The sequence below is a fragment of the Pseudomonas sp. BE134 genome, assembly GCF_031456105.1.
In the GTDB taxonomy this organism is placed as follows: domain Bacteria; phylum Pseudomonadota; class Gammaproteobacteria; order Pseudomonadales; family Pseudomonadaceae; genus Aquipseudomonas.
This window is the reverse complement of sequence record NZ_JAVDUA010000011.1, coordinates 1-22,592: the sequence shown is the minus strand read 5'-3', so window position 1 is coordinate 22,592 and position 22,592 is coordinate 1. Positions and strand designations below refer to the sequence as shown.

Here is a 22,592-nt window from a genome sequence, read left to right as displayed (position 1 = left end):
CAACTGTGGCGAGATTCGGTGCACAACTGCAGCAGGAGGGATTCGCTCATGCCAGCGCCTCGCTTTTTTCCTCAGCCTTGAGGGCGGTGCGCGCGTGACGGTTTATCGGGACTTGCAGGCCAAGATTGTCGCGCAGGGTGCTGCCGCTGTACTCGTCGCGGAACAGGCCGCGCTGTTGCAGGACCGGCACGACCAGTTCGGTGAAATATTGCAGGCCGTCGGGCAACAACGAGTTGATGATGAAACCGTCCGCCGCACCTTCTTCGAACCACTTTTGAATCGCGTCGGCGACGTGCTCGGGTGTGCCGACGAAATCCCGGCGCGGCCTTGAGAAGCGCAGGGCGACTTCACGCAAGGTCAGGCCTTCGTCCTTGGCCAACTGCTTGATCCGGTCTGATCCGCCTTTCTGGCTGTTGGACCCCAGATCGCCCAGCTCGGGGAACGGTGCATCCAGCGGGTACTGGCTGAAATCATGATCATTGAATGGCCGGCCGAGGGCGACGATGGCGTCTTCGATGGTCACCAGTTCCACGGCTTGTTGATAGCGGCTTTCCACTTCGGCTTCATCGTGCCCTACGATCGGACGAATGCCCGGCAGGATCGACAGTATCTCTGAATCGCGACCGAAGCCGCTGGCGCGTTTTTTCAGGTCCTGATAGTAGGCATGTGCGTCCTCGAAGCCTTCGGGGAGGACGAAAATCGCGTCAGCGTTCTGCGCGGCGAAATTGCGTCCGGCCTCAGAGGTGCCGGCCTGGAAAATCGGCGGTTGTCCTTGTTTCGAACGGGCGATGTTGAGCGGACCCTTCACCGAGAAAAACTCACCCTTGTGCTCCAAAGCATGCAACTTGCCAGGGGTGAAAAACTCGCCGCTTTGCTTGTCGTAGGCGAAGGCATCGTCTTCCCAGGAATCCCACAAGCCCTTGACCACATTCACGTGCTCTTTGGCGATGCGGTAGCGAACGGCGTGGGGCGGGTGTTCAGCCTTGCTGAAGTTATCGGCGGTGCCGCTGAGCCAGGACGTCACCACGTTCCACCCTGCGCGACCACCGCTGATGTGATCCAGCGAGGCGAGTTGGCGGGCAACCTGGAACGGTTCGGTGTAGCTGACCGTGACCGTCGCGACCAGTCCGATGTTGTGCGTCGTGGCTGCCAGGGCCGAGAGTATGGTCAACGGCTCGAAGCGGTTGAGGTAATGCGGGCTGGATTTCTCGTGAATGTGCAGGCTGTCGGCAATGAACACGAAATCGAACTTGGCCGCCTCGGCCAGTTGTGCCTGCTGCTTGTAGAAGTCGAAGCTCACGCTGGCGTTGGGCCGGGCCTGCGGGTGGCGCCATTCGCCCCATCCGTGGCCGACGCCATGGACCATCGCACCGAATTTCAGTTGGCGTTGTTTGCTCATGGTCTTACTCCTGAATCCGTCGCATCGTTATCGAGATGCCTGGTTGAGTTGGGCGCGCTTGGCGTTGAAGCTCTTGTCGAAGCCTTGGGACACGTCGATGTGTTTGCCGAGAATCCCTTCTTCCTGATAGATGTCGGCGGTGGTTTGCAGGCCGCCGATCACCTTGTCGTCGATTTCCACCGGTTGCATGTGCGTGCCTTTGTCCACGGCGATATGCACCGCCAGCGGCAGACCGGTGACGCGCGCCTGGGCGGCGGCAAATTCCTCGGGGTGGACGTTGGTCCAGCGATACGCACGATCAACCCGGGCGATAAAGTCCTCCAGTTGCTGACGTTTGTTGGCGATGGCCTGGCTGGTGGCGGCAAAGTACAAATGGTTGGTCAACAAGGTTTCGCCGCTGACCAGAACCTTGGCCTGGCTCTGGGTGGTGGAAATGGTGGTGTAGGGGTCCCAGGTCGACCAGGCGTCGGCGCTACCGTTATCCAGCAGGATTCGCGACTCGCTCGGCAGCAGGTAAATGAACTGCACGTCGTGGGTGCTCAGGCCGGCGCTGCGCAAGGCCTTGATCGCCAGGAAGTGGCCGATGGAGCCACGGGTGGTGACGATCTTTTTGCCCTTCAGGTCGCTGGCATTGTTCAGCGACGAATCCTTGGGCGCGAGAATGGCCGTTGTATAGCGACCCTCGGCATGCACGATGCTGACGACCTTGATCGGCGCGCCGGCCCCGAGGGCGAACACATACGGCGCATCGCCCAAAGCGCCGATGTCTACCGCACCGGCATTGAGCGCCTCGCCCAGTGGCGCGGCGGCCGGGAACTCGGAGAACTGGATGTCGTAGGGCACATTCTTCAGCTCGCCGGACACCTCCAGCAGCACTTTGATCGTGGATTTCTGATTGGCTACCAGCAGCGGTTGCAGGTCTGCGGCGTGGGATGACGCAGTGAAGCCCAAGGTGCAAAAAAGGCTCAACAACAGGGATTTGGGTGACATGGGAAACTCCAGGCAGGTGTTGCGCTTCGATTAACCTCCGCCTGGAGAAGGGGTCGGTGTGGGTTGACGTTATCTCTATAAGAAACGGCTGTGAAATTCTTTATGGTTATATGCTAATTATTAAGTTAGCTGATTATTGCGTTTATTATTATTAAATTAATGCATTTAAGGTGGTGCTGAAGCTCAGCAGCACGAACGCAGAACGCACCAGGCGCGAGAGAAGGTGTTGGTCTGAAGAGGAGGGGATGCTCAAGAAGAGCGGCACCCCGGTACTGACCGAGGTGCCGGGGTGCCGGGGTGCCGGGGTGCAAATGGCTAGATCACGAAAAATCCATGGGTGCCGTCGCGGGCCAATTGGTCGACCAATCCGAACTCCCAGTCCAGATAGGCCTGCATCGCTTCGCGCGGGCTATCGGTGCCTTCATAAGGGCGGCGGTAGCGATCAATGCGCGGGGACGCCAGACGGGTTTCGCCTTCTTCCAGAGGCAGGTGCGCGGCGATCCAGCTGGCCGTGCCACCCTTGAGCAGAAACACGGCTTTGCCAGTCAATGCCTCGACTTCGGCCACTGCCAGTCGCGCCAACTGACTGCTGCCGCAGGTCAGTACATAGCGCTCGGCCGATGGCACCTTGGCCAGTGCTTCACGCAGTTGCCCGCGCAATGCCCACCAGGCGCCTGGAATGTGGCGTTTGACATAATTGGCGCTGCTGGTGAAGTCCAGCACCGCAGTGTCATCGTGGGTCAGCCATTGCGCTAATGTCTCGGCGCTGATTTCTTCGGCCTGGCGGGGCGCGGGGACCGGTGCCTGCCACGCACCTTTTTCGCTGAAGTGTGCAGGCTGCAGGTCATCCAGCACATGCACTTCCCAACCCAGTTGTGCGAGCCAGGAAGCGGACATGTTGGCGCGCACGCCATCGTCGTCGACCAGCACCAGGCGCGCGCCACGCACGCTGGCGAAGTGGTCGGTTTCCTGCACCAGTTGCCCGCCGGGGGTCGAGCGGGCGGTTGGCAGGTGCCCGGCTTCGAATTCCTCCGGGGTGCGCACGTCGAACAGGTAAGTGCTGCGGGTCGGTTCCTGCTGCCAGCGTTGCAGGTCGGCAATTTTTGCTCGGCCCACCCGGGCTTTATCGGCGACGCGACGGGCATCGCCGGCGGCAATTTGCCGATGCTCTTCGCTGGTCGGGGCGAATCGGCGCGACTGGCCGTGCTGCAGTTTTTGCCCGGCGAGGGTCCAGCCAATGGTGCCGTTGCGCAGGGCTGAAACGGGGTTGGCGATGCCGGAGTTAATCAACGACTGCGTGCCGATGATGCTGCGGGTGCGACCGGCGCAGTTGACGATGATGCGCGTTGCTGGGTCCGGTGCCAACTCCCGTGCGCGCAGTACCAATTCCGCCCCCGGTACGCTGATGCCGGTGGGAATGCTCATGGTCTGGTATTCATCGAAACGCCGGGCATCGAGCACTACCACATCGGCCTCGTTATCGAGCAGGGCCTGAACTTCTTCGGCTGCCAGTGATGGCGTATGACGCTGGCTTTCGACCAGTTCGCCAAAGGCTTTGCTCGGCACATTGACGTCGATGAACAATTCGCCACCGGCGCGGCGCCAACCCTCCAGGCCCCCTTCGAGCAGACTGACATTGATGTAGCCGAGGTCGTGCAGACGCTGAGCGGCGATGCTTGCCAGGCCTTCGCCATTGTCGTAGACCGTCACGAGGGTATCGCGCCGGGGAATTCGCGAGAACACCTCCAGTTCAAGTTTCGACAATGGAATGTTGGCGGCGAACAGCGGATGCGACTCGGCAAAGGGTGCTTCTTCTCGCACATCCAGCAGCGCCAATTCTTCACGGTTCAGCAGAGCTTGGCGAATCTTGGCGAAGGAGCGGGTCGGTAGGGTGCTCATAGGGCTTGGTTCTCTTTGGACAAATCCCAGATATTGGGGAGAAAGGCGTTGGAATAACCGGAAATGAACAGCTTCTCGCTGCCGTCGGGCTGATACACCGCGCGGCGCACGGCTCCGATGTTGGCGCCATAAACATGAATGCTGATCGAGACCTGATCATCAAACGCGTTACTGACTTGATGAATGTCACCGACTTTGGGCGACACGGCCTCAACCTGGCCCGGTCGCAAGTGCACCCGCTCACTTTCGGCGATCAGGGAGCCGTCGGTGTGGCGCTGGAAACCCTGGGAGTACTCCGCCCCCCGCAACATACCGATCAGCCCCCAAACCCGATGGTCATGGACCGGTGTGCTTTGCCCCGGTCCCCAGACAAAACTGACGATGCTGAAACGCTGCCGAGAATCAGCATGCAGGAGGTATTGCTGATAGCGCTCCGGGTCTGGGCGGGCAAAATCCTCAGGCAGCCAATCGTCATGGCTGACCAATTGGCTGAGCAGTTTGCCGCCACGATGCAACAGATCACCCTCGCGAGGGTTGCTGTCGATCAGCTCCGCCAGGGCGCCTATGAATGCTCTGAGTCTTTCCGGGTGTCGGGCCTGGGTCATGGCGATTCCATCGTTCGTTGTGAAGTTTTCCTTTTGATTTAAACATAATGTTTTTGATCAATATGCGATTGTTTGATGATTAGGATATAGCTGAAAGGAATTTATAACCCGTTGGTATAGCACCAGACGCTATTGATTAGTGAGCTGGGGTGGGCCGGGCTATCCAGATACCGACAATAGAACTATGCTTTTCAGACATCTTATTGACTGTTCTCTATGTGCGGGCCAAATGAAAATTGATGATATCGACGCCTTTGTCGAAGTGATTCGTTGCCAGTCCATCAGCCATGCCGCCGAGTCGCTCCAGTTGACCCAACCGGCCATCACGCGGCGCGTGCAGAACTTTGAGCAGGCCTTGGGCGTGGAGTTGTTCGACCGCAATACCAAGCCGCTCAAGCCCACCTTGATCGGCACGCGGGTGTACGAACAGTGCCGGGTGATCCTGCGGGAGATGGATGCGCTGCGCGAACTGGTGGCTACCGATGCGCCGCCCACCGGGCTGTTGCGCCTGGGCGTTCCGCAAACCATCGGCGATGTGGTGTTGCTCGACGCACTCAAGCATCTGCGCATCGAGTACCCCGAACTGCGCGCGCAGGTGGCCACGGGCTGGGGCAGTCAATTGGTCGGCAAGATCGAGCGCGGAGAGCTGGACGCGGCAGCTGCATTGTTCCCGGCGGGGAAGGTTTTTCCGGACAACGTTGTCGGCGAGTCGATCGGCAAGGTGGAGTTGGTAGTGGTGTGCGCCAAGACCCAGTTGCCCAAGCGTCCGTGCAAACTGGCTGATGTTTATCAGAATGGCTGGATTCTCAATCCCGATGGTTGCGGGTTCCGCGCCGGGTTGCAGCGAACCCTGTCGGACCAGGGCCTGGCCCTGAGGGTCAATCTGGAAACCTTCGGCACCGAGTTACAACTGGGCCTGGTGGCCGATGGTCAGGGGCTCGGATTGGTGCCGCGTCCGTTGCTGGAGCGCAGCGCTCATTTCGATCAGTTGGCGGTCATGCCGCTGAAAGATTTCAAACCGGTGATGGACCTGTGGCTGATCTATCCGCACTTTCTCGGCAACCTCCAAGGACCGGTGGATACCTTTGGCAATCTGGTTGCTGCATCGCTGCAGAAGATCAAGAGCGCGGCGTGAGGCGGGAAAGCGTTGTTATCATAAAAAATAATAATAATTAGCTTAGATTAAAATGTGCTTTTTATTATTTTTTGCCATCCCATAGGCTTGCTGGAGTCCTTAAGACCATCCAGGAAGTTTTGCCATGAGCAGCGTCAGTCCGTTATCCAGCTTCTCGAAAAATGTTCGTCAGCGTGTCAGCCCCGAAGAATGGGAGGTGCGTGTAAAACTGGCCGCGGCCTATCGGCTGGCTGCCCTGTTCAAGTGGACGGACCACATCTACACGCATTTTTCCGCGCGGGTACCGGGGCCAGAAGAGCATTTCCTGATCAATGCCTTCGGACTGCTGTTTGACGAAATCAGCGCTTCCAGCCTGGTCAAGGTCGACATTGATGGCACCATCGTCGACGACCCAACAGGGCTGGGTATCAACCCGGCCGGTTACGTGATCCACAGTGCGATCCACGCTGCGCGTCCTGACCTGCAAGCGGTGCTGCATACCCATACGCGCGACGGCATCGCGGTATCGGCTCAGCGCAACGGCTTGTTGCCGATTTCCCAGCATGCCATCGGTTTTTCCGGGCGGGTGGCTTATCACGGTTACGAAGGGGTGGCGCTGGACCTCGACGAGCGCGAGCGACTGGTGGAGGATCTGGGCGACAAGAGCGTGCTCATACTGCGCAACCACGGCTTGCTCACTGCTGGCATCAGTGTTGAACATGCGTTCCAGCAACTGCACGTGCTGGAGCGGGCCTGCACTATTCAGATTGCCGCGCAAGCCGCTGGCAATGTCGAGTTGATCTTCCCGCCAGCCGAGGTGGTGGCCAAGGTCGAGAAACAGGCTGAGGTATTCAAAAGCGGTGACGGACCGGGCGTTGCGCGGCACTGGAACGCGCTGATTCGGCAGTTGGAGCGCAGTGACACCGATTACAAGAATTAATCCGCTGCCACCGATCAAAGTGTGGGAGCGAGCCTGCTCGTGATTGCGGTTTGCCAGCCAACTTATTTGCTGAGTGTGCTGTTGTAATCGCGAGCAGGCTCGCTCCCACAGGGTTATGTGTTGGGCATGAATTGTGTGGTTGTCACTGATCAAAATGTGGGAGCGAGCCTGCTCGCGATTGCGGTGTGTTAGTCAACATCTCTTTTGAATGTGCTGTCGCAATCGTGAGCAGGCTCGCTCACATTGGAATGTCGGTGTCTAGGCAACTTTTTCCGATGCTTGCCGCTCCCGTTCGGCCACCAGTTTGCGGGTCAGGGGGATCAGGCGCTTGCCGTAGTCGATGGCGTCGTCGAGCGGGTCGAAGCCGCGGATCAGGAAAGTGGTGATGCCCAGGTCGTAGTAATCAAGCAGCGCTTCGGCTACTTGTTCCGGAGTGCCGACCAGAGAGGTTGAATTGCCTTGTGCACCCAGCAGGCCGGCGATGCCGGTCCACAGGCGCTTGTCCAGACGTGAGCCCTGGGCGGCAGCGGCGAGCAGGCGGCGAGAGCCTTCGTTCGGAGGTTCCCTGCGTACAAAACCGTTTTGCTCGGCCAGCGCGGTGGCTTGCTGCAGGATGTGCTCGGCACGTTCCCATGCCAGGGCTTCGGTGTCCGCCAGAATCGGCCGCAATGACAAACTGAAGCGAATGCTGCGGCCATGTCTGGCAGCCTCGGCGCGTACTTGCTTTACCACCTCGCGAACTTGTTCATAGGTTTCACCCCACAACGCGTACACGTCCGCATGCTTGCCCGCCACTTCGATGGCCACTGTCGAAGAACCACCGAAATACAGTGGAATGTGCGGCAGTTGCGCCGACTTCACCAGCGAATGCGCACCCTCCACTTGGTAATACTGCCCTGCGTAGTCGAAAGGCTTTTCGCTGGTCCATTCCTGGCGCAGCACATGAAGGTATTCGTCCGTGCGGGCATAGCGCTCGTCCTTGCCGATGTAGCTGCCGTCGGCGCGCAGTTCGCGATCATCGCCGCCGGTAATGATGTGCACGGCGGTGCGTCCGCCATTGAATACGTCGAGGGTAGTGAACTGTCGCGCGGCCAGGGTCGGCGCGACAAAACCGGGCCGATGGGCGATCAGGAACTTGAGGCTTTTGGTCACGCTGGCAGCGTGCGAGGCAATCAGGGTGCTGTCAGGGCTGTTGGAATGGAAGGCAACCAGGGCGCGGTCAAATCCGGCTTCCTCATGGGCGCGTGCCACTTTTTCCACGTAGTCGGGCTGCAGCACAGGCCCGCTGCGAGGGTGGATTTCCGAAGAATGGTGACCGCCGATGTAGCCGATGAATTCAATACTCATGGGAGCTCCTTTTCGTTGAATAGGCGTGATTCAAGCCTCCACCTGGCGTTGGGGTCGGTCTGTGGAATGCAAAATAGGCGTAGCAGGGCGCGGCTGTGAAATGCCGTTTGGTTCTAAGTTAATTATTAATTTAAAGAATGATGATTGTTTTTCAATATCAGTTAAGTGCATTTTAATCGGTGTCAGTCATGCAGGCCGCAGCGGGGCAGGGATGCAGGTGTTTATTATGCAAATAATTTATCAGCTGAACTTTATATCTGATTTATAAGCATATTAGGTTATTCCTAAAAAGAATTTCACTGAGGTTTTTTATGCGAATAGCATGAAAACCGAAGCTGACGCATGGCACCTCTGGCCATGTTTTTTGAGGAAGGAAGCCTGATGACTGAAAAGACCTTCGATACACAGAGCACCAATGGCTCGTTTTCCGTCAACAAGGCTGTTCGCCATCGCGGTGAGCTGCAGGGTGCGTCAAGGCTGTTGCCGCACTGGCTGCGCAACTGGCAGACACCTGAAGTCTTGCTGCGTTTACTCAGCCCCATCGGATTGCTGCTGTTATGGGAATTGGCGTCGCAATGGGGTCTGATCCCACAACGGGTCATCGCGGCGCCCTCGCAAATCGGCGGCACGCTTTGGGCCATGATCGCTTCCGGGGAACTGGGCAAACACTTGCTGGTATCGCTGCAACGGGCGCTGGTGGGTTTGAGTATCGGTGTCAGTCTCGGCGTGGTGGCTGCGCTGATCAGCGGCCTGTCCAAGCGCGGCGAGGTGGTCCTCGATTCACCGCTGCAGATGTTGCGCACCATCCCGTCGCTGGCTCTGGTGCCGTTGTTCATTCTCTGGTTCGGCATTGGCGAATTTACCAAGATTGCGCTGATCGTCGTTGGTACAACCTTCCCGGTGTACATGAATCTGTTCGCCGGCATTCGCAGCATCGACCCCAAGTTGATCGAGGCCGCCAACACCCTTGGACTGAGTCGTCGCGAACTGATCTGGCACGTGATCCTGCCGGGCTCGTTGCCCTCGTTTTTTGTCGGCTTGCGCTACTCCCTGGGAATTTCCTGGCTGGCGCTGGTGTTCGTCGAGCAAATCAACACCACCGCCGGCATCGGTTTTCTGGCCAGCGACGCGCGGGACTTCATGCGCACTGACGTCATCGTGATCTGCCTGCTTATCTACAGCGTCCTCGGCCTGTTGATCGACGGACTGATCCGCACGCTGGAGCGTTTTGCCCTGGCCTGGCGCCCAACTTTCGTGAGGAACTGATATGTCGAGCATCGATCTTTTGGACCCGTCGAAATCTGCCCATTCGGCAGCACCGGTACAACTGCGCAATGTGGTGCGCCAGTTCGGCGAGCAACGGGTCATTGATGGTCTGGACCTGGACATCGCACCGGGTGAGTTCGTCGCGTTATTGGGGGCCAGCGGCTCGGGCAAGACCACCTTGCTGCGTAGCCTGGCCGGCCTCGACAGTATCGACAGCGGTCAGTTACTGGTGCCAAAGGCGCGGGCGGCGGTGTTTCAGGAACCTCGTTTGATGCCCTGGAAACGTGCTTGGAAAAACGTGATTCTCGGGCTGCACATCCCCGACGCCAAAGCTCGCGCCGTGCAGGCACTGACTGAAGTGGGGCTGGCCCATCGGCTGGACGCTTACCCGGCCACGCTTTCCGGCGGCGAAGCACAACGTGTGGCACTGGCACGTGGTCTGGTGCGCGAACCCAAGCTGTTGTTGCTCGATGAACCGTTTGCCGCACTCGACGCGCTGACCCGGATTCGCATGCATCGGCTAATCATCGAATTGTGGCGCAAACACACCCCTGCGGTGTTGCTGGTCACCCATGACGTGGATGAAGCGATCCTGCTGGCCGATCGGGTCATCGTGCTGGCCAACGGCAAGATCGCCGAACAGGTGTCTATCGATCTGCCCCGGGCTCGCGACACCGGACAATCCGGTTTCCAGGCCATCCGTGCGCGTTTGCTGACTTTGCTGGGTGTGGAAGTGGAATCAGCTGCTGTCGCCGAGCGGCAGGCACCCACCAGTACCGCCCGGCGTTTCGCCCATGGTTGATGCAAATTCCAGTTTTTTTTTGATACAGGGAGATTCCACCATGTCGATATGCGTAAGGAAATCTGCAGTTGTGTTGTTATCGGCGGCCGCGTTGCTGCTCGGCGGTTGCGGTGAGTCGGTCGAAAGCAAAACGACTTCCGCTACCCGTTCAGACTTGTCCGGTGTGACGCTGGTGCTGGGTGATCAGGCCAAAGGCTTGCGCACTGTAGTGGAGGCGGCGAATGCGCTGGAGGGCATCGACTATAAGGTCGAGTGGGCGAACTTCCAGGGTGCCGCGCCGTTGTTTGAAGCTTTGCGCGCCGGTGCCGTCGATTTGGGGCCCGCCGGTGATACGCCGGTCCTTGCCGCTGCTACCGGGGGCACGCCGTTGCGTATCGTCGCGGTACGGCGCAGTCAATCAAGGAGCATTGCGATCCTGGTGCCAGCCGATTCGACCATCACTAAGGTGGCGGATCTGAAAGGTCGAAATGTCGTGGTGTCGTCGGCCCGAGGCAGCATTTCCCAATACCTGTTGATTCGCGCACTGGCCAATGCCGGGGTTGATGAGAAGGACGTCAACATCGGGTTCGTTTTGCCCACCGACGCCTTGTCTGCATTCAGCGCCGGGAAAATCGAAGCCTGGGCCACCTTTGGTATCTACCAGGCGTTTGCAGAACAGCAAGGCGCTCGGGTGTTGATCACCGGGGAGGGCATCAATACCGGACTGACCTTTATTACCGCCTCTGATGAAGTCCTCGCCGACCCGCTTAAGCGCAAAGCACTCAGTGACGTGTTGCAACGCTTTGCCAAGGCCTTCGAATGGGCTCGGCAGAACCCCGAGGAGTACGCGCGGGTCTTCGCCAAGGTCAACGATGTGCCGCTGGACGTCTCGACACGACTGCGCAGCTGGGGCGACGAATCGCTGTTGCCGGTCGAGCCACGGGATGTCCAGGCCTTGCAGCAAGTCGATGACCTGTTCGTGGAAAAGAAGATCTTTCCCCATCGCGTCGACGTGGAAAAGTTCACGGATACCACGGTGTTTACCGCTGTGCCTTTGACGGTGACGCAATCGCAGTCGACGCGGTAGTCCGGTTGGTTTTTTAAAGGCTGTCCGGATCCCCAAAAAACATCTGTATCCGGGAACGCAGCCAGCGTTCTCCCGGATCATTATCCTGCGACCCACGCCAGGCCATGTGCAATTCAAAACTGCGCACCGGCAGCGGCGGATCTTCAGCACGGACACCACCGGCCGCCGTCAGTGCATCGGCCGTATAGTCAGGCACCGTCGCCACAATATCGGTGCCGCTCAGCAGCGTGCTCAGCCCGTTGAACTGCGGTACCGCGAGCACGACATGGCGTTTGCGCCCGAGCTTTTCCAGTTCGTCATCGATAAAGCCGCTAAGGTCACCCGCGAACGACACCAGCGCATGCGGCCGGGCACAGAAGTCATCCAGGCTCAATGGCCCGGGCACGGTGTCGGCTCGCAACAGTTTCGGCATACTGCGGCGCAGCACCTTGCGTTTGGCGTTGGCCGGCAGATCGGCGGTGTAGCTGACGCCGATGGAAATCTCGCCCGAAGCCAGCAGGCTCGGCATCAGAATGTAGTTGGCCCGACGCACCACCAGCACGATCCCAGGCGATTCGGCGCGCAGGCGTTTGAGCAGCATCGGCAGCAGGGCGAACTCGACATCGTCCGACAGGCCAATGCGGAACACCGCGGTGCTGGTGGCCGGATCAAACTCTGCCGCACGGCTGACGGCCGTGGAAATCGAGTCCAGCGCGGGGGAGAGCAGGGCGAAGATTTCTATCGCCCGTGCAGACGGCTCCATGCTGCGACCGGTGCGCACGAACAGCGGATCATCGAACAGCCCGCGCAGGCGCGAGAGCGCCGCACTGATGGCTGGCTGGCCGAGAAACAGTTTCTCTGCAGCGCGGGTTACGCTGCGTTCGTGCATCAATGTTTCGAAAACGATCAACAGGTTCAGGTCGACACGACGCAGGTCATTACGATTCATCTGGAGTCCCTGGCAGAGTCATCAAGCTTGACGAGAGCGGCCATATAAGAACAATGGCCGGCATGAATCTTACGGGGAAAGGCTGCTACTCTGCACCGTGTAATTCAGTTTTTCCTGAAGGACCGCTTCGATTTTCACGACATTTTGACAATGTCGCCGGTGCTGCGGAATCAATGACAGGCATGTCGACTATTAATAGCCACTGATAGTCTTGGGTACAAAGCCCAGATAGAGTTCAGGGCATTAGAGGTTACTTTGACGAGGTTTGCGATGTCCCGCACGATCCGTTTTCACAAGTTTGGTCCGGCCGAGGTGCTCAAATGCGAAGAGCATGCGGCAGTACTTCCTGCTCCAGGCGAAGTGCAGGTGCGCGTCGAGGCGATTGGCATCAGCTGGTACGACACACTTTGGCGCCAGAACCTGGCCCCGTCTCACGCTCGCCTGCCTGCCGGTATTGGTCAGGAAATGGCCGGTGTAGTGACGGCGCTCGGCGAGGGCGTCGATGACCTGGCAGTCGGTGACAAGGTCGCCAGCTTTCCGGCCCAAAGCCCGAACGACTATCCGGTGTACGGCGAGCAAATTGTTTTGCCGCGCTCGTCACTGACCCTTTATCCGCAGGTGCTGAGTCCGATCGAAGCGGCCGTGCATTACACACCGTTGCTGATTGCCTACTTCGCGCTCGTCGATCTGGCTCGCGTCAAACCGGGGCAATTTGTCCTGGTGACCGACGCCAGCCATTGTGCCGGACCTTCGTTCGTACAACTGGGCAAAGCCTTGGGCGTTCGAGTGATTGCCGCCACCAAAACGGCGCAAGAGCGTGAATACCTGTTAACGCTGGGTGCCGAGAAAGTCATCGTCACCGAAGATGAAGATCTGCTCATGCGGATTAACAAAATCACGGACAACCGCGGTGTGGATGTGGTGTTCGACGGGTTGGGTGGTCCGCAGATGTCGCTGCTGGGCGATGCGCTCGCGCCGCGTGGCAGCCTGGTGTTATACGGCCTGCAAGGCGGTAACCAGACGCCGTTCCCGGCCTGTGCAGCGTTCCAGAAGAACATTCAGTTCTTTGTGCACTGTATCGGCAACTTCACGGGCAAGCCGGAGCTGGGCATCACTCAGGACCAGGCCGCACTGCAGCGCGCATTGCGTGACATCAACCAGTTGACCGCTGACCACGTGCTACTGCCGCTCAAGACTCGGGTCTTCCCGTTTTCCGAGTTTGTCGAAGCACACCGCTACATGGACGAATGCCCATGCCGCGAGCGGGTCGCCCTTAAGGTCGAGCCTGCGTAACACGTCCCCGAAAAATGTGGCGAGGGAGCAAGTTCCCCCGCCACACGTTTTTATTCTCCCTCCAAAATTATGAGGCGTCCCGTCAACCCATGATGGGGCCGTTCAGCAACTGAACTGGTTTTTGCCCTCAATCTGTATCTTCTAATCACCCTATAAGCCCCGATAATTGAATGATTACTTTCATCTCAAGGAATGAGCTATGGCCAGGTATCGGGCAGATACTTTTCAATGCGCCCCGGCAATACAAACTCAACAATTAGAGTGTCGTCGAACAGTTGCCGAAAAACTTAGGGTGACTTCTTTCTTTATTTGTCGTGCTACTTCTCTGTGGGACGCTGTCGGATATTTCCTAGGAACTCCCGCATCATCGCCAGGCGCCCGCTCTGTCGGGCCTGGAGGCCTGCGGCCGCCTGGCGGTTTGTCTGCCAGTTCTAATCGTTTCAAATAATGACTAAAAACTAAGTGTTAGCATTTGATATCAAGCACGGCACTCTAATCATGACGGGCAACCGATTGCGCAATGCAAAGCGTTGTTTGCGTGATATCGAACCTATGAGTAACAGGTAAACAATGATGACCAATACCCATGATCAGGCAATGAACTATGTTTATCAGCAAGTACTGCAGCGATTGCTGAGTTTCTTCTCACGGGCCGAACGCACTGCATTGCAGCTGTTGATTCAGCGCGTGGTGGTTGCTGCGGGTGGCATGGAACGTATTGGCGAGTTCAAGGTGCTGACAATCCAGACCGGGACACGTGACAGCTGTTACACCCTTGCACTGCTGCGCGCCGCGCAATTGAGCATAGCCGGCCGGGCACCCGCGACGTTCCAGCTGCGGGTGGCGACCTTGCGCTTGAACGGCACAGCCTCGACGGCCCTTGAAAACATCCATCGCAGCTGCAGTGCGTTGTTTCTTTATGATGATCCTCGGGTTGAAGTGTTGATGGTCGATAACCGCGAAGTCTTGCCGTTCAATCACGGGGTTGGAGTCTCTGAAGCCGGCCGCGAGTCAAATCGCCTCAATCTGTTGATGATCGGTCACCGCCGCACCTGGAACGGCCCCCTGGATCTGTGGGATGACGGCTACCTGGCAACGGGCGAGTTCTACGGCCAGATCGCCCGCTGGGAGCGGGGCGTCGATGCCTTGGTCAGTAGCGACTCACCGCGCCAGCAACAGCAGTTTATGGAGGGATTGAACCGTGCTGCGGAAAAGGCCGGCTTCCCGATGCCGGAGCAACCTGAATCCGGCTATGAGCAACTGTTCACGCGGCTTGATGAGCTGGGCAGCGATTGCTATCGCGAGTTTTATTCCGGGCATGAGCAGCCCGTGTGGCGCCCCGCAGAAAGTTTTGAGGCGTGTCGCCGCGCGACATTCATCGACATTCACGACATGCTGGTCAGCAACCTGGAAGAGCGCTGGCCGTTGCTGACCGAGTTTCTGAAGTATCAACCTGACGGGCTGACGTCTCAGGTTGGTGATAACGAATACGTCAGCCTTTCGATTTGCGCACACCTGCGTGGGCTGCAAGCCTGCTTCGTGCAGGGACATACGTACGAGGCCGGCATCAGCGATTATTTGCAGCGGCTATTGGTCATGATGCAGCGCAAGCAACTTTCAGAGCATGTGTGCGACCAGGCACTGCAGACGTACGGCAACCCGGCAGCCCTGTCGGATCAGCGCGAACTGGCGGCGGTCGAGGCGCAAAGAAACCTCGGCCTGAACGAAGCTCAACTGGTGTGTTTACTGTTTGCGCCCTTTGTCGAGAACGGCGCCTCGCTTGAACGTTTTCTACGCCAGTGTCATCCCGGCATGCTCGTGGCGTTGCCCGAACTGCATCGGGCCATGCAGGGCAAGCCTGCGCCCGAGCAGGTACTGCAATGGATGGTCGACGTCAGCGGGCTGCCCGTCAGCCTGATCGGTACGCTTTATCGCATGGGGCCGGTAGTCAGCGCCGAACCAGGGGACACGCTTCTCCAGGCAGAAGTGATGGCGATTAATGCCATGACGGGCGAACGGTCAACGGGACGTTGAAAGTGCCGGGCTTGATAGCACGCACTCAGCGCCAGCGGGACGAGCTCTGTATGCTCGACCATTGCTCATGAAAGGACCGCGAGAAACCGACTTCGCCTATCAGGCGGTGTACCGCTACCTGACTCATTTGATCAGCGAGCCGGTCAGCGACACGCGTGTGCGGCTTCCTTCGTTACGGCAGTTGGCGGAACGCCTGAGTGTATCGATCTCGACCATTCAGTACGCGTATTCGCTGTTGGAAAAGGAAGGGCGGGTCTATTCGGTGGCCAAATCCGGTTATTACGCGCTGCCCGTGTCGTTCATTCGGCCTGCGTGCAGCGGCAATGACCTGCTGGAGACTCTCTATGTCAATGCCAGACGCCCGGGAATGCTGGTTCTGAGCGCCGATGAACCGGCACTGCTGCAACCGTTGGACAGCCCGCTGTTGCTGCTTGAAAGAGAATTGTTGCGCCAGTATCCACGCCAGCCGCAACCGGCCTCTCAGCCCTGTGGCGAGCGGGAACTGCGTGCGGCCCTGGCGGCACGATATACCTCTTCTCCGGCACGCTGCTGGCACGCCGACGATGTCTACATCGGTGCTGATCTGCGGGGCGTCCTGGAAATATTGATCGCGGCGCTTCACCTCAAAGACTCCACGGTCGTGGTGGAGTCGCCTTGCGACTGGGCGATCCTGCGATTGTTTCAGGACGCCGACGTGCAGGTCATCGAATTGTCATTGCAAGCCGATGGCGGTATCGACCTTGAGCATTTGCAGACGCTGCTGGAAACCGAACCGGTGAGGCTGGTGATGTTGTCGTCCGGCCTGAACATGCCACGCGGCAGTATGGCCTGCGACAGCAATCGACAATCGACTGCGCAGTTGCTGGAGCGGCACGGCAGTTGGGTGTTGGAGAATGATTGTTACGCAGAACTCGAATTTGAACCGGGTCGGCCACGGTTTCGCGATTGGCTGGACCCTGAGCGATTGATCGTGTTCTCCACGTTCGAGAAGGTCATCGGGCCCGAAGCACCTTATGGTTATCTGCTGTCGCGGCAACTGCGAGGCGAACTGCAGCGGCACTTTCTGCTGAGATCGTTCCGGTTATCGCCGATCCGCCAGAAGGCCATCGCGCGTCTGTACAACAATGGACGAATCGATCAGCACTTGCTGATGCTGCGCCGGCTGCTCAAAGAGCGCAAAGTGCAAATGACCCAATTGCTGGAGGAGCGACTGGCAGACGCCTTGCACTTCGTCGACCCCCTGGGCGGCTCAACAATCTGGGTACGCTCGTTGCGGCGAGTGGATGTGCGAGGCGTGTTCCACCGTCTGCTCAAGCAGCAGGTAGTGGTGGCGCCGGGGGAATTGTTTAGTTTGCGTGGTCTGCATGGGCAACACTTGCGGCTGAGCCATACCTTTGGCGGTGAGCATGACCTCGCCGTTTCACTGGGCCTGCTGGGGGATGCCCTGCGTCTGGAGGCCACCGATTGAGCGAGGCCGTCAAACATGCTGAATCATCTTGAATCGATCCCATCGCGTTGCGGTTAAACTGCCAGTAAACTGCGTTCCAATTCCTGACCCGTCTATTCCAGAGGTTTTGCATGACACTCAGTTCCTTTGCGGGCAAAACGGCACCGGCAGAATTGCTGGTCGACATCCCGCGACTGGTAACGGCTTACTACACTGGCCAGCCTGACGCCGCCATCTCTACCCAACGTGTAGCCTTTGGCACCTCCGGGCACCGAGGCAGTTCGTTCGACCTGAGTTTCAACGAATGGCACGTTCTGGCAATCAGTCAGGCGATTTGCCTGTACCGCGAGGCCCAGGGCATCGACGGCCCGTTATTCGTCGGGATCGACACCCACGCACTGTCCACGCCAGCGGGTGCCAGTGCCCTGGAAGTATTGGCCGCCAACGGCGTCACCGTGATGATTGCCGAAGGTGATGAATACACACCGACCCCGGCCATCTCTCACGCGATTCTTTGCTACAACCGTGGCCGTACTTCCGGACTGGCGGACGGTATCGTCATTACGCCGTCACACAACCCGCCGCAAAGCGGGGGCTACAAATACAACCCTACCAACGGTGGCCCGGCCGATACTCATATCACCAAGTGGATCGAAGCCAAGGCTAACGAGCTGCTGGCAGCCAGACTCGCTGGCGTCAAACGCATCAGCTACGAGCAGGCGCTGAAAGCCAGCACAACCCATCGTCACGATTACCTGAACACCTACGTCGCCGATCTGATCAACGTGATCGATTTCGACGCCATCCGGGATGCCAAGCTGCGTCTGGGCGTTGATCCGCTGGGCGGAGCAGGGGTGCGCTACTGGTCGGCGATTGCCGAGCACTACCGTCTGGACCTCGACGTAGTCAACAAACAGGTCGACCCGACGTTCCGCTTCATGACCGTCGACTGGGATGGTCAGATTCGCATGGACCCATCGTCCACCCACGCGATGCAAGGCCTGATCGGTCTGAAGGAACGCTTTGACGTGGCCTTTGCCTGCGACCCGGATCACGACCGCCATGGCATCGTTACGCCGTCCGGTGGTTTGCTGGCGCCTAACAATTACCTCGCGGTATCCATCGACTACCTGTTCCAGAACCGCCCTCAGTGGCGCGCCGATGCTGCCGTGGGCAAAACCGTGGTCAGCAGCGGCTTGATTGATCGCGTGGCCAAGCGTCTGGGCCGCCGTTTGTATGAAGTGCCGGTCGGTTTCAAATGGTTCGCTGACGGTTTGTTCGACGGCTCGCTGGGCTTTGGCGGTGAAGAAAGTGCTGGCGCCTCGTTCCTGCGCAAGGACGGCAGCGTCTGGTGCACCGACAAGGATGGATTGATCCCGGCATTGCTGGCCGCCGAAATGACTGCTCGCACCGGTCGCGATCCAAGTCAGGCCTATCGCGCGTTGACTGACGAACTCGGCGAGCCGTTCTCGGTACGCGTGGATGCCAAGGCCAACCCGGAACAGAAAGCCTTGCTGAGCAAACTGTCACCGGATCAGGTCACCTCGACCCAACTGGCGGGCGAAGCGATCCAGAGCATCCTCAGTCATGCGCCAGGCAACGATCAGGCCATTGGCGGCCTGAAAGTCATGACCGAAAATGGCTGGTTCGCGGCACGTCCGTCGGGCACAGAAGACATCTACAAGATTTACGCCGAAAGCTTTGTGAGTGATGACCACCTCAAGCAGTTGGTGGCAGAGGCTCAAACGCTGGTGGATGGCGCAATCGCAGCCAAGTAATCCAGACGGCAAAAAGGGGCGATCATCACGGTCGCCCCTTTTTTTTGCCTGGCGTTTATCGAATCAAGCCAGGTCAACCAGGACGATTTCGCTGTCCTCAATAGCCGTCACCCGCAACAGCTGCTCATCGGCCACCGCAACACCGTCTCGAGCTTGCGCACGTAAGCCATTGACTTCAATCGCCCCAGTGGCGGGAACCAGGTAAGCTCGGCGACCACTGTCGAGGCGATACTCAGCAGATTCACCGGCCTTCAGGTTCGCTGCCACCAAGCGTGCATCGGCACGGATTCGCAGGCTCTGATCATCGCCGGATTTGCCACTGGCCAAGGTCACGAAGCCTTCACGTTCACCTTTCGGGAACGGCTTGGCGCCCCAGGACGGCGCCAGGCCGGATTCGTTCGGGATAATCCAGATCTGGAAGATCTTGGTCGGCGTCGCTTCCAGGTTGTATTCGCTGTGGGCGATGCCCGTACCAGCGCTCATGACCTGAACGTCGCCGGCTTCGGTGCGGCCCTTGTTACCCAGGTTGTCTTCGTGAGTAATCGCGCCTTCACGCACATAAGTAATGATCTCCATGTCCCGGTGCGGGTGTTTTGGGAACCCGGTGCCGGAGGCAATCACGTCATCGTTCCACACTCGCAGGTTGCCCCAGTTCATGCGCTTGGGATCATGGTACTCGGCGAACGAAAAGTGATGATGGGCATCCAACCAGCCGTGATGGGCGCCGCCCAGGGAGCTGAAGGGTCTGAGTTCGAGCATGGTCATCTCCTGAAAGGGGGTTAATGGCGAGCATCATCTATTAGCTACGCATCGATAAAAAGCGTAAAAAATGCCGCATTACAATCGAATTAGTTGATGTGAAATACCCCGTAATTCTCTCGCCCAACCTTCACTTCATCGCATAAGCCAATGACCTAAAAGCATTTCACTAGAACTCAAGGGCAAATGCAGACACCATAGCCCTCAACAGCCTCACACCCTGGAGTCAGCCCGCGTGCCGCAACACACCCCCGATCTTCCTCCTGAACTTCGTCCTCTGGCCGAGATGCCGTTGCTCAAGCGTCTCGCCGCCCGATTCTTCGGTCATGGCTTGACCCGCCTGCGTGCGCAACATCGCGCTTCCTGGTTGCACGGGCAGGCTGACGGCTTTCGCAGCGGTCACAGCGCGGGGTTTGATTACGGCTTCAAGGAAGGAAAACTTGAGGGGCTGGAAGAAGGTCGGCAGGTCCTGTTGATCCGCGATTCGCGCTCCACCGAGCATCGGCCACCCAACGTTGATGACAATCTGTTTGACGATTGGCGACTGCCACTGAGCGCTGAACTGAAGAAGCGCATGAAGACCGATGTCGCCAGACTGTTGCCACCCCATGCCCAGCCGAGCGTTGCGCAGTGGAAGATGATTTTCAGTGACACACCCTCGACGTCGGTGATTGCCGGGGCGGGCGCCGGCAAATCGACCACACTGGTGTTGCGTATTCTATTGCTGACCCACTATTTGGGCTTCGAGTTGAGCTCGATGACGGTGGTGACCTTTACCCGCGAGTCGCGCAAAGACTTCATCAATAAACTGATCGAGCTGTTTGGGGTGTGGGGCCGGGCGCTTAGCTTAAAAGAAGCGCGTGATCTGGTGCGCACCTTTCACTCGCGCATTCTGCCAATGGTTCGCAGCCTGCCAGGGTTCGAACGACTGCAAGCCTTCGAAAACCTCAGCAACCGCCTGCAAACTGGCGAGGAAGAGGTCGACAGCAATCCGTTCGACCTGCGTATCAATGACGCTCAGCGACAGCAGCTCAACGCCTGCTATCACCAGCTTCATATTCGCGATGAGCGCTTTCGCGAGTTGATCAAGCCTTTGTCCCGCCACGCCTTGCAGCTCAAGGAGCTGGAGCGCGACCATCCCGATGTGCAAAAACGCGTGGCCGTGACCGAACTGGCGGCCAAGCGCGACGAAGAGCTCTGTGACGCCATTGAAGATCTGTGGTTTCGCGCGGGCGCCTGGCCGATCAAAGGCATTGAACCCAATCGTCAATCTTTCGATATCAATGGCTCGACGTTCCGTTGCCACGGCTACATCCCGAGCCTGGATGCGTGGGTCGTACTGGGTTTCGATCCTCGGGAGAACCCGCAAGTCTGCCGCCCGAATGCCAAGCTGACCGTTCGGGCGGAGTGGGCGGTTAAACGCACCCTGTTTCAAGCTTTCTGTCGTAAGCCATTGATATGGCTTGATAGTTATGAATCATCGAGGCGCGTTGTGGCCTCTTTGGCAGGCGATGCCAGCGCGGGGCCGGGTTTTGATTACAAGGTCAAAGGCGAGCTCGCTTCTGCACCGTTGTTGGACTGTTTTGTCGCGGCGGCCGGGTTTATTGAAAATCTGGGGCTGGATGTTCCGAACGCCGTTGGCCAGATGATTTTCGCCAAGGACGACCCTGACAGGTTCTTCTTCGAAGCCTTGAGCCTGTTCTGGCGAGCGCTGGAAGATCATCTGCTGGATCAAAAACCGCCGGTGATGACCTACAACCGGATGTTCGCCTTGTTCAGCGAGCATTCTCCGGAAAATTTGAAGCTACTCAGCGACGAACTGCTGCGGCCACTGTCGCACCTGATGATCGACGAATTCCAGGACGTATCGCCACAGATCGTTTCCTGGATTCGTGCCAGTCTGGCCGAAATCCGCAGCCGAGGCCCCGCCATGCATGTCGGTCGGGGGGCGCAACGCTCGTCTTTGCTTTGCGTGGGGGATGACTGGCAGTCCATTTACGGCTGGCGCGGCAGTTCGCCGACGTATTTCATGGACTTCAACAAGGAGTTCCCGTCGCCGAGCACCACCAAAGTCATGCTCAGTGACAATTATCGCAGTCATCAGCACATTATCGACGCCGCCGAGCATATCGTCCGGGCAGCGCCGGCTATCGCGGGCAAGAAAGCCAAAGCCTGCGGCGAGCCTAAAGCGTTGTTGCCGGTCAACGTTCTGGATCGAGACGATCAGGGCATGGCCCAACGCTTGATGGAGCATTACCGAAAGGGTGATTCAATCTTGATGCTGTATCGAAAAAGTAGCGATAAGCTATTGATTGAACAGCATATTCAAGCTGTAGTTAATGTAGATTCTAGCTTGCCTTTTGAAGCGCGACGTCTCAAACAGCTGACCTACCACAGCGCCAAAGGCTTGCAGGCTGACGCAGTGTTTTTGCTCGGCGATTGTCAGCATTTGACCAGTTCCCCCTACAAGAACCAGGTTTACCGTATGGCGGGACTCGGCAAGGCCGGCGACAGCGAGCCGTACGACAGCGCACAAAAAGACGAAATCCTGCGCTTGGCTTACGTCGGCATCACCCGGGCAGTGAGTCACTGCTACTGGTATGTCGAGGGGCAGGACATGGCGGCGAACATGCCCAAGGCGTCTGACCGTATCGGCAAGGGGAAAACGTTTTTTGCCGATCATCGAGTCAGCCAGAAACTGGCGTAACCCTGAGTCGTCGCCCAAAAAAAAAGCCCACATAAACAGACTGTGTGAAAACCTAGCAATCTGCATCGCGGTTTAAGAAAATGCCCCGTAATCGAAAGATACGGGGCATTTTCTTTGTTATGGCTTACATCCAAGGTCAAGCGCGCGATCAGACCAGCCTTTTTCCGGTTTCGCTGGAGGATTTAATCCCTGAGGATCACCTCGTTCGCGTGATTGAT

18 protein-coding genes are annotated in these 22,592 nt (G+C 58.2%); 11 read left to right on the top strand and 7 right to left on the bottom strand.

Annotated features, from left to right (window positions below):
- Positions 1-46: 46 nt before the first annotated feature.
- The 4 genes from J2Y56_RS11275 to J2Y56_RS11260 all read right to left on the bottom strand — a co-directional run bounded on the left by J2Y56_RS11275 (position 47) and on the right by J2Y56_RS11260 (position 4,893).
- Entirely contained in the window at positions 47-1,399 is a 1,353-nt protein-coding gene (locus J2Y56_RS11275; protein WP_310350161.1) for an LLM class flavin-dependent oxidoreductase, read from the bottom strand.
- 27 nt (positions 1,400-1,426) lie between these two features.
- Entirely contained in the window at positions 1,427-2,389 is a 963-nt protein-coding gene (locus J2Y56_RS11270; RefSeq protein WP_310350159.1) for an ABC transporter substrate-binding protein, read from the bottom strand.
- A 315-nt stretch (positions 2,390-2,704) separates the two neighbouring features.
- Positions 2,705-4,288: a rhodanese-related sulfurtransferase gene (locus J2Y56_RS11265; RefSeq protein WP_310334528.1), complete on the bottom strand. Its 1,584-nt coding sequence runs from the start codon at positions 4,286-4,288 to the stop codon at positions 2,705-2,707.
- Complete coding sequence (locus J2Y56_RS11260; protein ID WP_007949293.1) at positions 4,285-4,893, bottom strand: cysteine dioxygenase; 609 nt, start codon at positions 4,891-4,893, stop codon at positions 4,285-4,287. The genes J2Y56_RS11265 and J2Y56_RS11260 overlap by 4 nt, the downstream gene beginning before the upstream one ends.
- Positions 4,894-5,122: 229 nt before the next feature.
- Here J2Y56_RS11260 and J2Y56_RS11255 point away from each other — a divergent pair, with 229 nt between their 5' ends.
- Both J2Y56_RS11255 and J2Y56_RS11250 read left to right on the top strand, forming a co-directional pair.
- Complete coding sequence (locus J2Y56_RS11255) at positions 5,123-6,028, top strand: LysR family transcriptional regulator (RefSeq protein ID WP_007949294.1); 906 nt, start codon at positions 5,123-5,125, stop codon at positions 6,026-6,028.
- 124 nt (positions 6,029-6,152) lie between these two features.
- Positions 6,153-6,947, top strand: a complete 795-nt coding sequence (locus J2Y56_RS11250) for a class II aldolase/adducin family protein (protein ID WP_310350157.1) — start codon at positions 6,153-6,155, stop codon at positions 6,945-6,947.
- A gap of 258 nt (positions 6,948-7,205) precedes the next feature.
- On the opposite strand, the gene J2Y56_RS11245 is transcribed toward J2Y56_RS11250, so the two are convergent.
- Complete coding sequence (locus J2Y56_RS11245) at positions 7,206-8,294, bottom strand: LLM class flavin-dependent oxidoreductase (RefSeq protein WP_310350155.1); 1,089 nt, start codon at positions 8,292-8,294, stop codon at positions 7,206-7,208.
- Positions 8,295-8,319: 25 nt separating this feature from the next.
- Here J2Y56_RS11245 and J2Y56_RS11240 point away from each other — a divergent pair, with 25 nt between their 5' ends.
- From J2Y56_RS11240 to J2Y56_RS11225, 4 genes are all read left to right on the top strand, one after another.
- Positions 8,320-8,562: a hypothetical protein gene (locus tag J2Y56_RS11240; RefSeq protein ID WP_310334536.1), complete on the top strand. Its 243-nt coding sequence runs from the start codon at positions 8,320-8,322 to the stop codon at positions 8,560-8,562.
- 113 nt (positions 8,563-8,675) lie between these two features.
- The gene (locus J2Y56_RS11235; RefSeq protein WP_007946060.1) at positions 8,676-9,560 is read left to right on the top strand and encodes an ABC transporter permease; all 885 of its coding nucleotides are present in this window, start codon (positions 8,676-8,678) and stop codon (positions 9,558-9,560) included.
- A 1-nt stretch (position 9,561) separates the two neighbouring features.
- On the top strand, positions 9,562-10,362 hold the full coding sequence (locus J2Y56_RS11230) for an ABC transporter ATP-binding protein (protein WP_007946061.1): 801 nt from the start codon (positions 9,562-9,564) through the stop codon (positions 10,360-10,362).
- A 40-nt stretch (positions 10,363-10,402) separates the two neighbouring features.
- Positions 10,403-11,428 (top strand): ABC transporter substrate-binding protein, encoded by a 1,026-nt coding sequence (locus tag J2Y56_RS11225; protein ID WP_007946062.1) that lies wholly within the window; start codon positions 10,403-10,405, stop codon positions 11,426-11,428.
- 13 nt (positions 11,429-11,441) lie between these two features.
- On the opposite strand, the gene J2Y56_RS11220 is transcribed toward J2Y56_RS11225, so the two are convergent.
- The gene (locus J2Y56_RS11220; RefSeq protein WP_007946063.1) at positions 11,442-12,356 is read right to left on the bottom strand and encodes a LysR family transcriptional regulator; all 915 of its coding nucleotides are present in this window, start codon (positions 12,354-12,356) and stop codon (positions 11,442-11,444) included.
- A 270-nt stretch (positions 12,357-12,626) separates the two neighbouring features.
- On the opposite strand from J2Y56_RS11220, the gene J2Y56_RS11215 reads away from it, so the two are divergent.
- From J2Y56_RS11215 to pgm, 4 genes are all read left to right on the top strand, one after another.
- Complete coding sequence (locus J2Y56_RS11215) at positions 12,627-13,649, top strand: zinc-dependent alcohol dehydrogenase family protein (RefSeq protein ID WP_310334545.1); 1,023 nt, start codon at positions 12,627-12,629, stop codon at positions 13,647-13,649.
- A 573-nt stretch (positions 13,650-14,222) separates the two neighbouring features.
- Complete coding sequence (locus J2Y56_RS11210) at positions 14,223-15,683, top strand: hypothetical protein (protein WP_310334547.1); 1,461 nt, start codon at positions 14,223-14,225, stop codon at positions 15,681-15,683.
- A gap of 67 nt (positions 15,684-15,750) precedes the next feature.
- Positions 15,751-17,151, top strand: coding sequence for a PLP-dependent aminotransferase family protein (locus J2Y56_RS11205; protein ID WP_007946066.1), 1,401 nt, complete (start codon positions 15,751-15,753; stop codon positions 17,149-17,151).
- Positions 17,152-17,261: 110 nt separating this feature from the next.
- Complete coding sequence (pgm, locus tag J2Y56_RS11200; RefSeq protein WP_007946067.1) at positions 17,262-18,908, top strand: phosphoglucomutase (alpha-D-glucose-1,6-bisphosphate-dependent); 1,647 nt, start codon at positions 17,262-17,264, stop codon at positions 18,906-18,908.
- 63 nt (positions 18,909-18,971) lie between these two features.
- Here pgm and J2Y56_RS11195 read toward each other — a convergent pair whose 3' ends face one another.
- Entirely contained in the window at positions 18,972-19,667 is a 696-nt protein-coding gene (locus tag J2Y56_RS11195; RefSeq protein WP_310350151.1) for a pirin family protein, read from the bottom strand.
- Positions 19,668-19,902: 235 nt separating this feature from the next.
- Between J2Y56_RS11195 and J2Y56_RS11190 the strand changes: the two genes are divergently transcribed.
- Positions 19,903-22,374, top strand: a complete 2,472-nt coding sequence (locus J2Y56_RS11190; RefSeq protein ID WP_310350149.1) for a UvrD-helicase domain-containing protein — start codon at positions 19,903-19,905, stop codon at positions 22,372-22,374.
- Positions 22,375-22,592: the final 218 nt, after the last annotated feature.

Coding starts and splice junctions, on each gene's coding strand:
- J2Y56_RS11275 (WP_310350161.1), bottom strand. CDS start 1,399: ATGAGCAAACAACGCCAACTGAAATTCGGTGCGATGGTCCATGGCGTC.
- J2Y56_RS11270 (WP_310350159.1), bottom strand. CDS start 2,389: ATGTCACCCAAATCCCTGTTGTTGAGCCTTTTTTGCACCTTGGGCTTC.
- J2Y56_RS11265 (WP_310334528.1), bottom strand. CDS start 4,288: ATGAGCACCCTACCGACCCGCTCCTTCGCCAAGATTCGCCAAGCTCTG.
- J2Y56_RS11260 (WP_007949293.1), bottom strand. CDS start 4,893: ATGACCCAGGCCCGACACCCGGAAAGACTCAGAGCATTCATAGGCGCC.
- J2Y56_RS11255 (WP_007949294.1), top strand. CDS start 5,123: ATGAAAATTGATGATATCGACGCCTTTGTCGAAGTGATTCGTTGCCAG.
- J2Y56_RS11250 (WP_310350157.1), top strand. CDS start 6,153: ATGAGCAGCGTCAGTCCGTTATCCAGCTTCTCGAAAAATGTTCGTCAG.
- J2Y56_RS11245 (WP_310350155.1), bottom strand. CDS start 8,294: ATGAGTATTGAATTCATCGGCTACATCGGCGGTCACCATTCTTCGGAA.
- J2Y56_RS11235 (WP_007946060.1), top strand. CDS start 8,676: ATGACTGAAAAGACCTTCGATACACAGAGCACCAATGGCTCGTTTTCC.
- J2Y56_RS11230 (WP_007946061.1), top strand. CDS start 9,562: ATGTCGAGCATCGATCTTTTGGACCCGTCGAAATCTGCCCATTCGGCA.
- J2Y56_RS11225 (WP_007946062.1), top strand. CDS start 10,403: ATGTCGATATGCGTAAGGAAATCTGCAGTTGTGTTGTTATCGGCGGCC.
- J2Y56_RS11220 (WP_007946063.1), bottom strand. CDS start 12,356: ATGAATCGTAATGACCTGCGTCGTGTCGACCTGAACCTGTTGATCGTT.
- J2Y56_RS11215 (WP_310334545.1), top strand. CDS start 12,627: ATGTCCCGCACGATCCGTTTTCACAAGTTTGGTCCGGCCGAGGTGCTC.
- J2Y56_RS11210 (WP_310334547.1), top strand. CDS start 14,223: ATGACCAATACCCATGATCAGGCAATGAACTATGTTTATCAGCAAGTA.
- J2Y56_RS11205 (WP_007946066.1), top strand. CDS start 15,751: ATGAAAGGACCGCGAGAAACCGACTTCGCCTATCAGGCGGTGTACCGC.
- pgm (WP_007946067.1), top strand. CDS start 17,262: ATGACACTCAGTTCCTTTGCGGGCAAAACGGCACCGGCAGAATTGCTG.
- J2Y56_RS11195 (WP_310350151.1), bottom strand. CDS start 19,667: ATGCTCGAACTCAGACCCTTCAGCTCCCTGGGCGGCGCCCATCACGGC.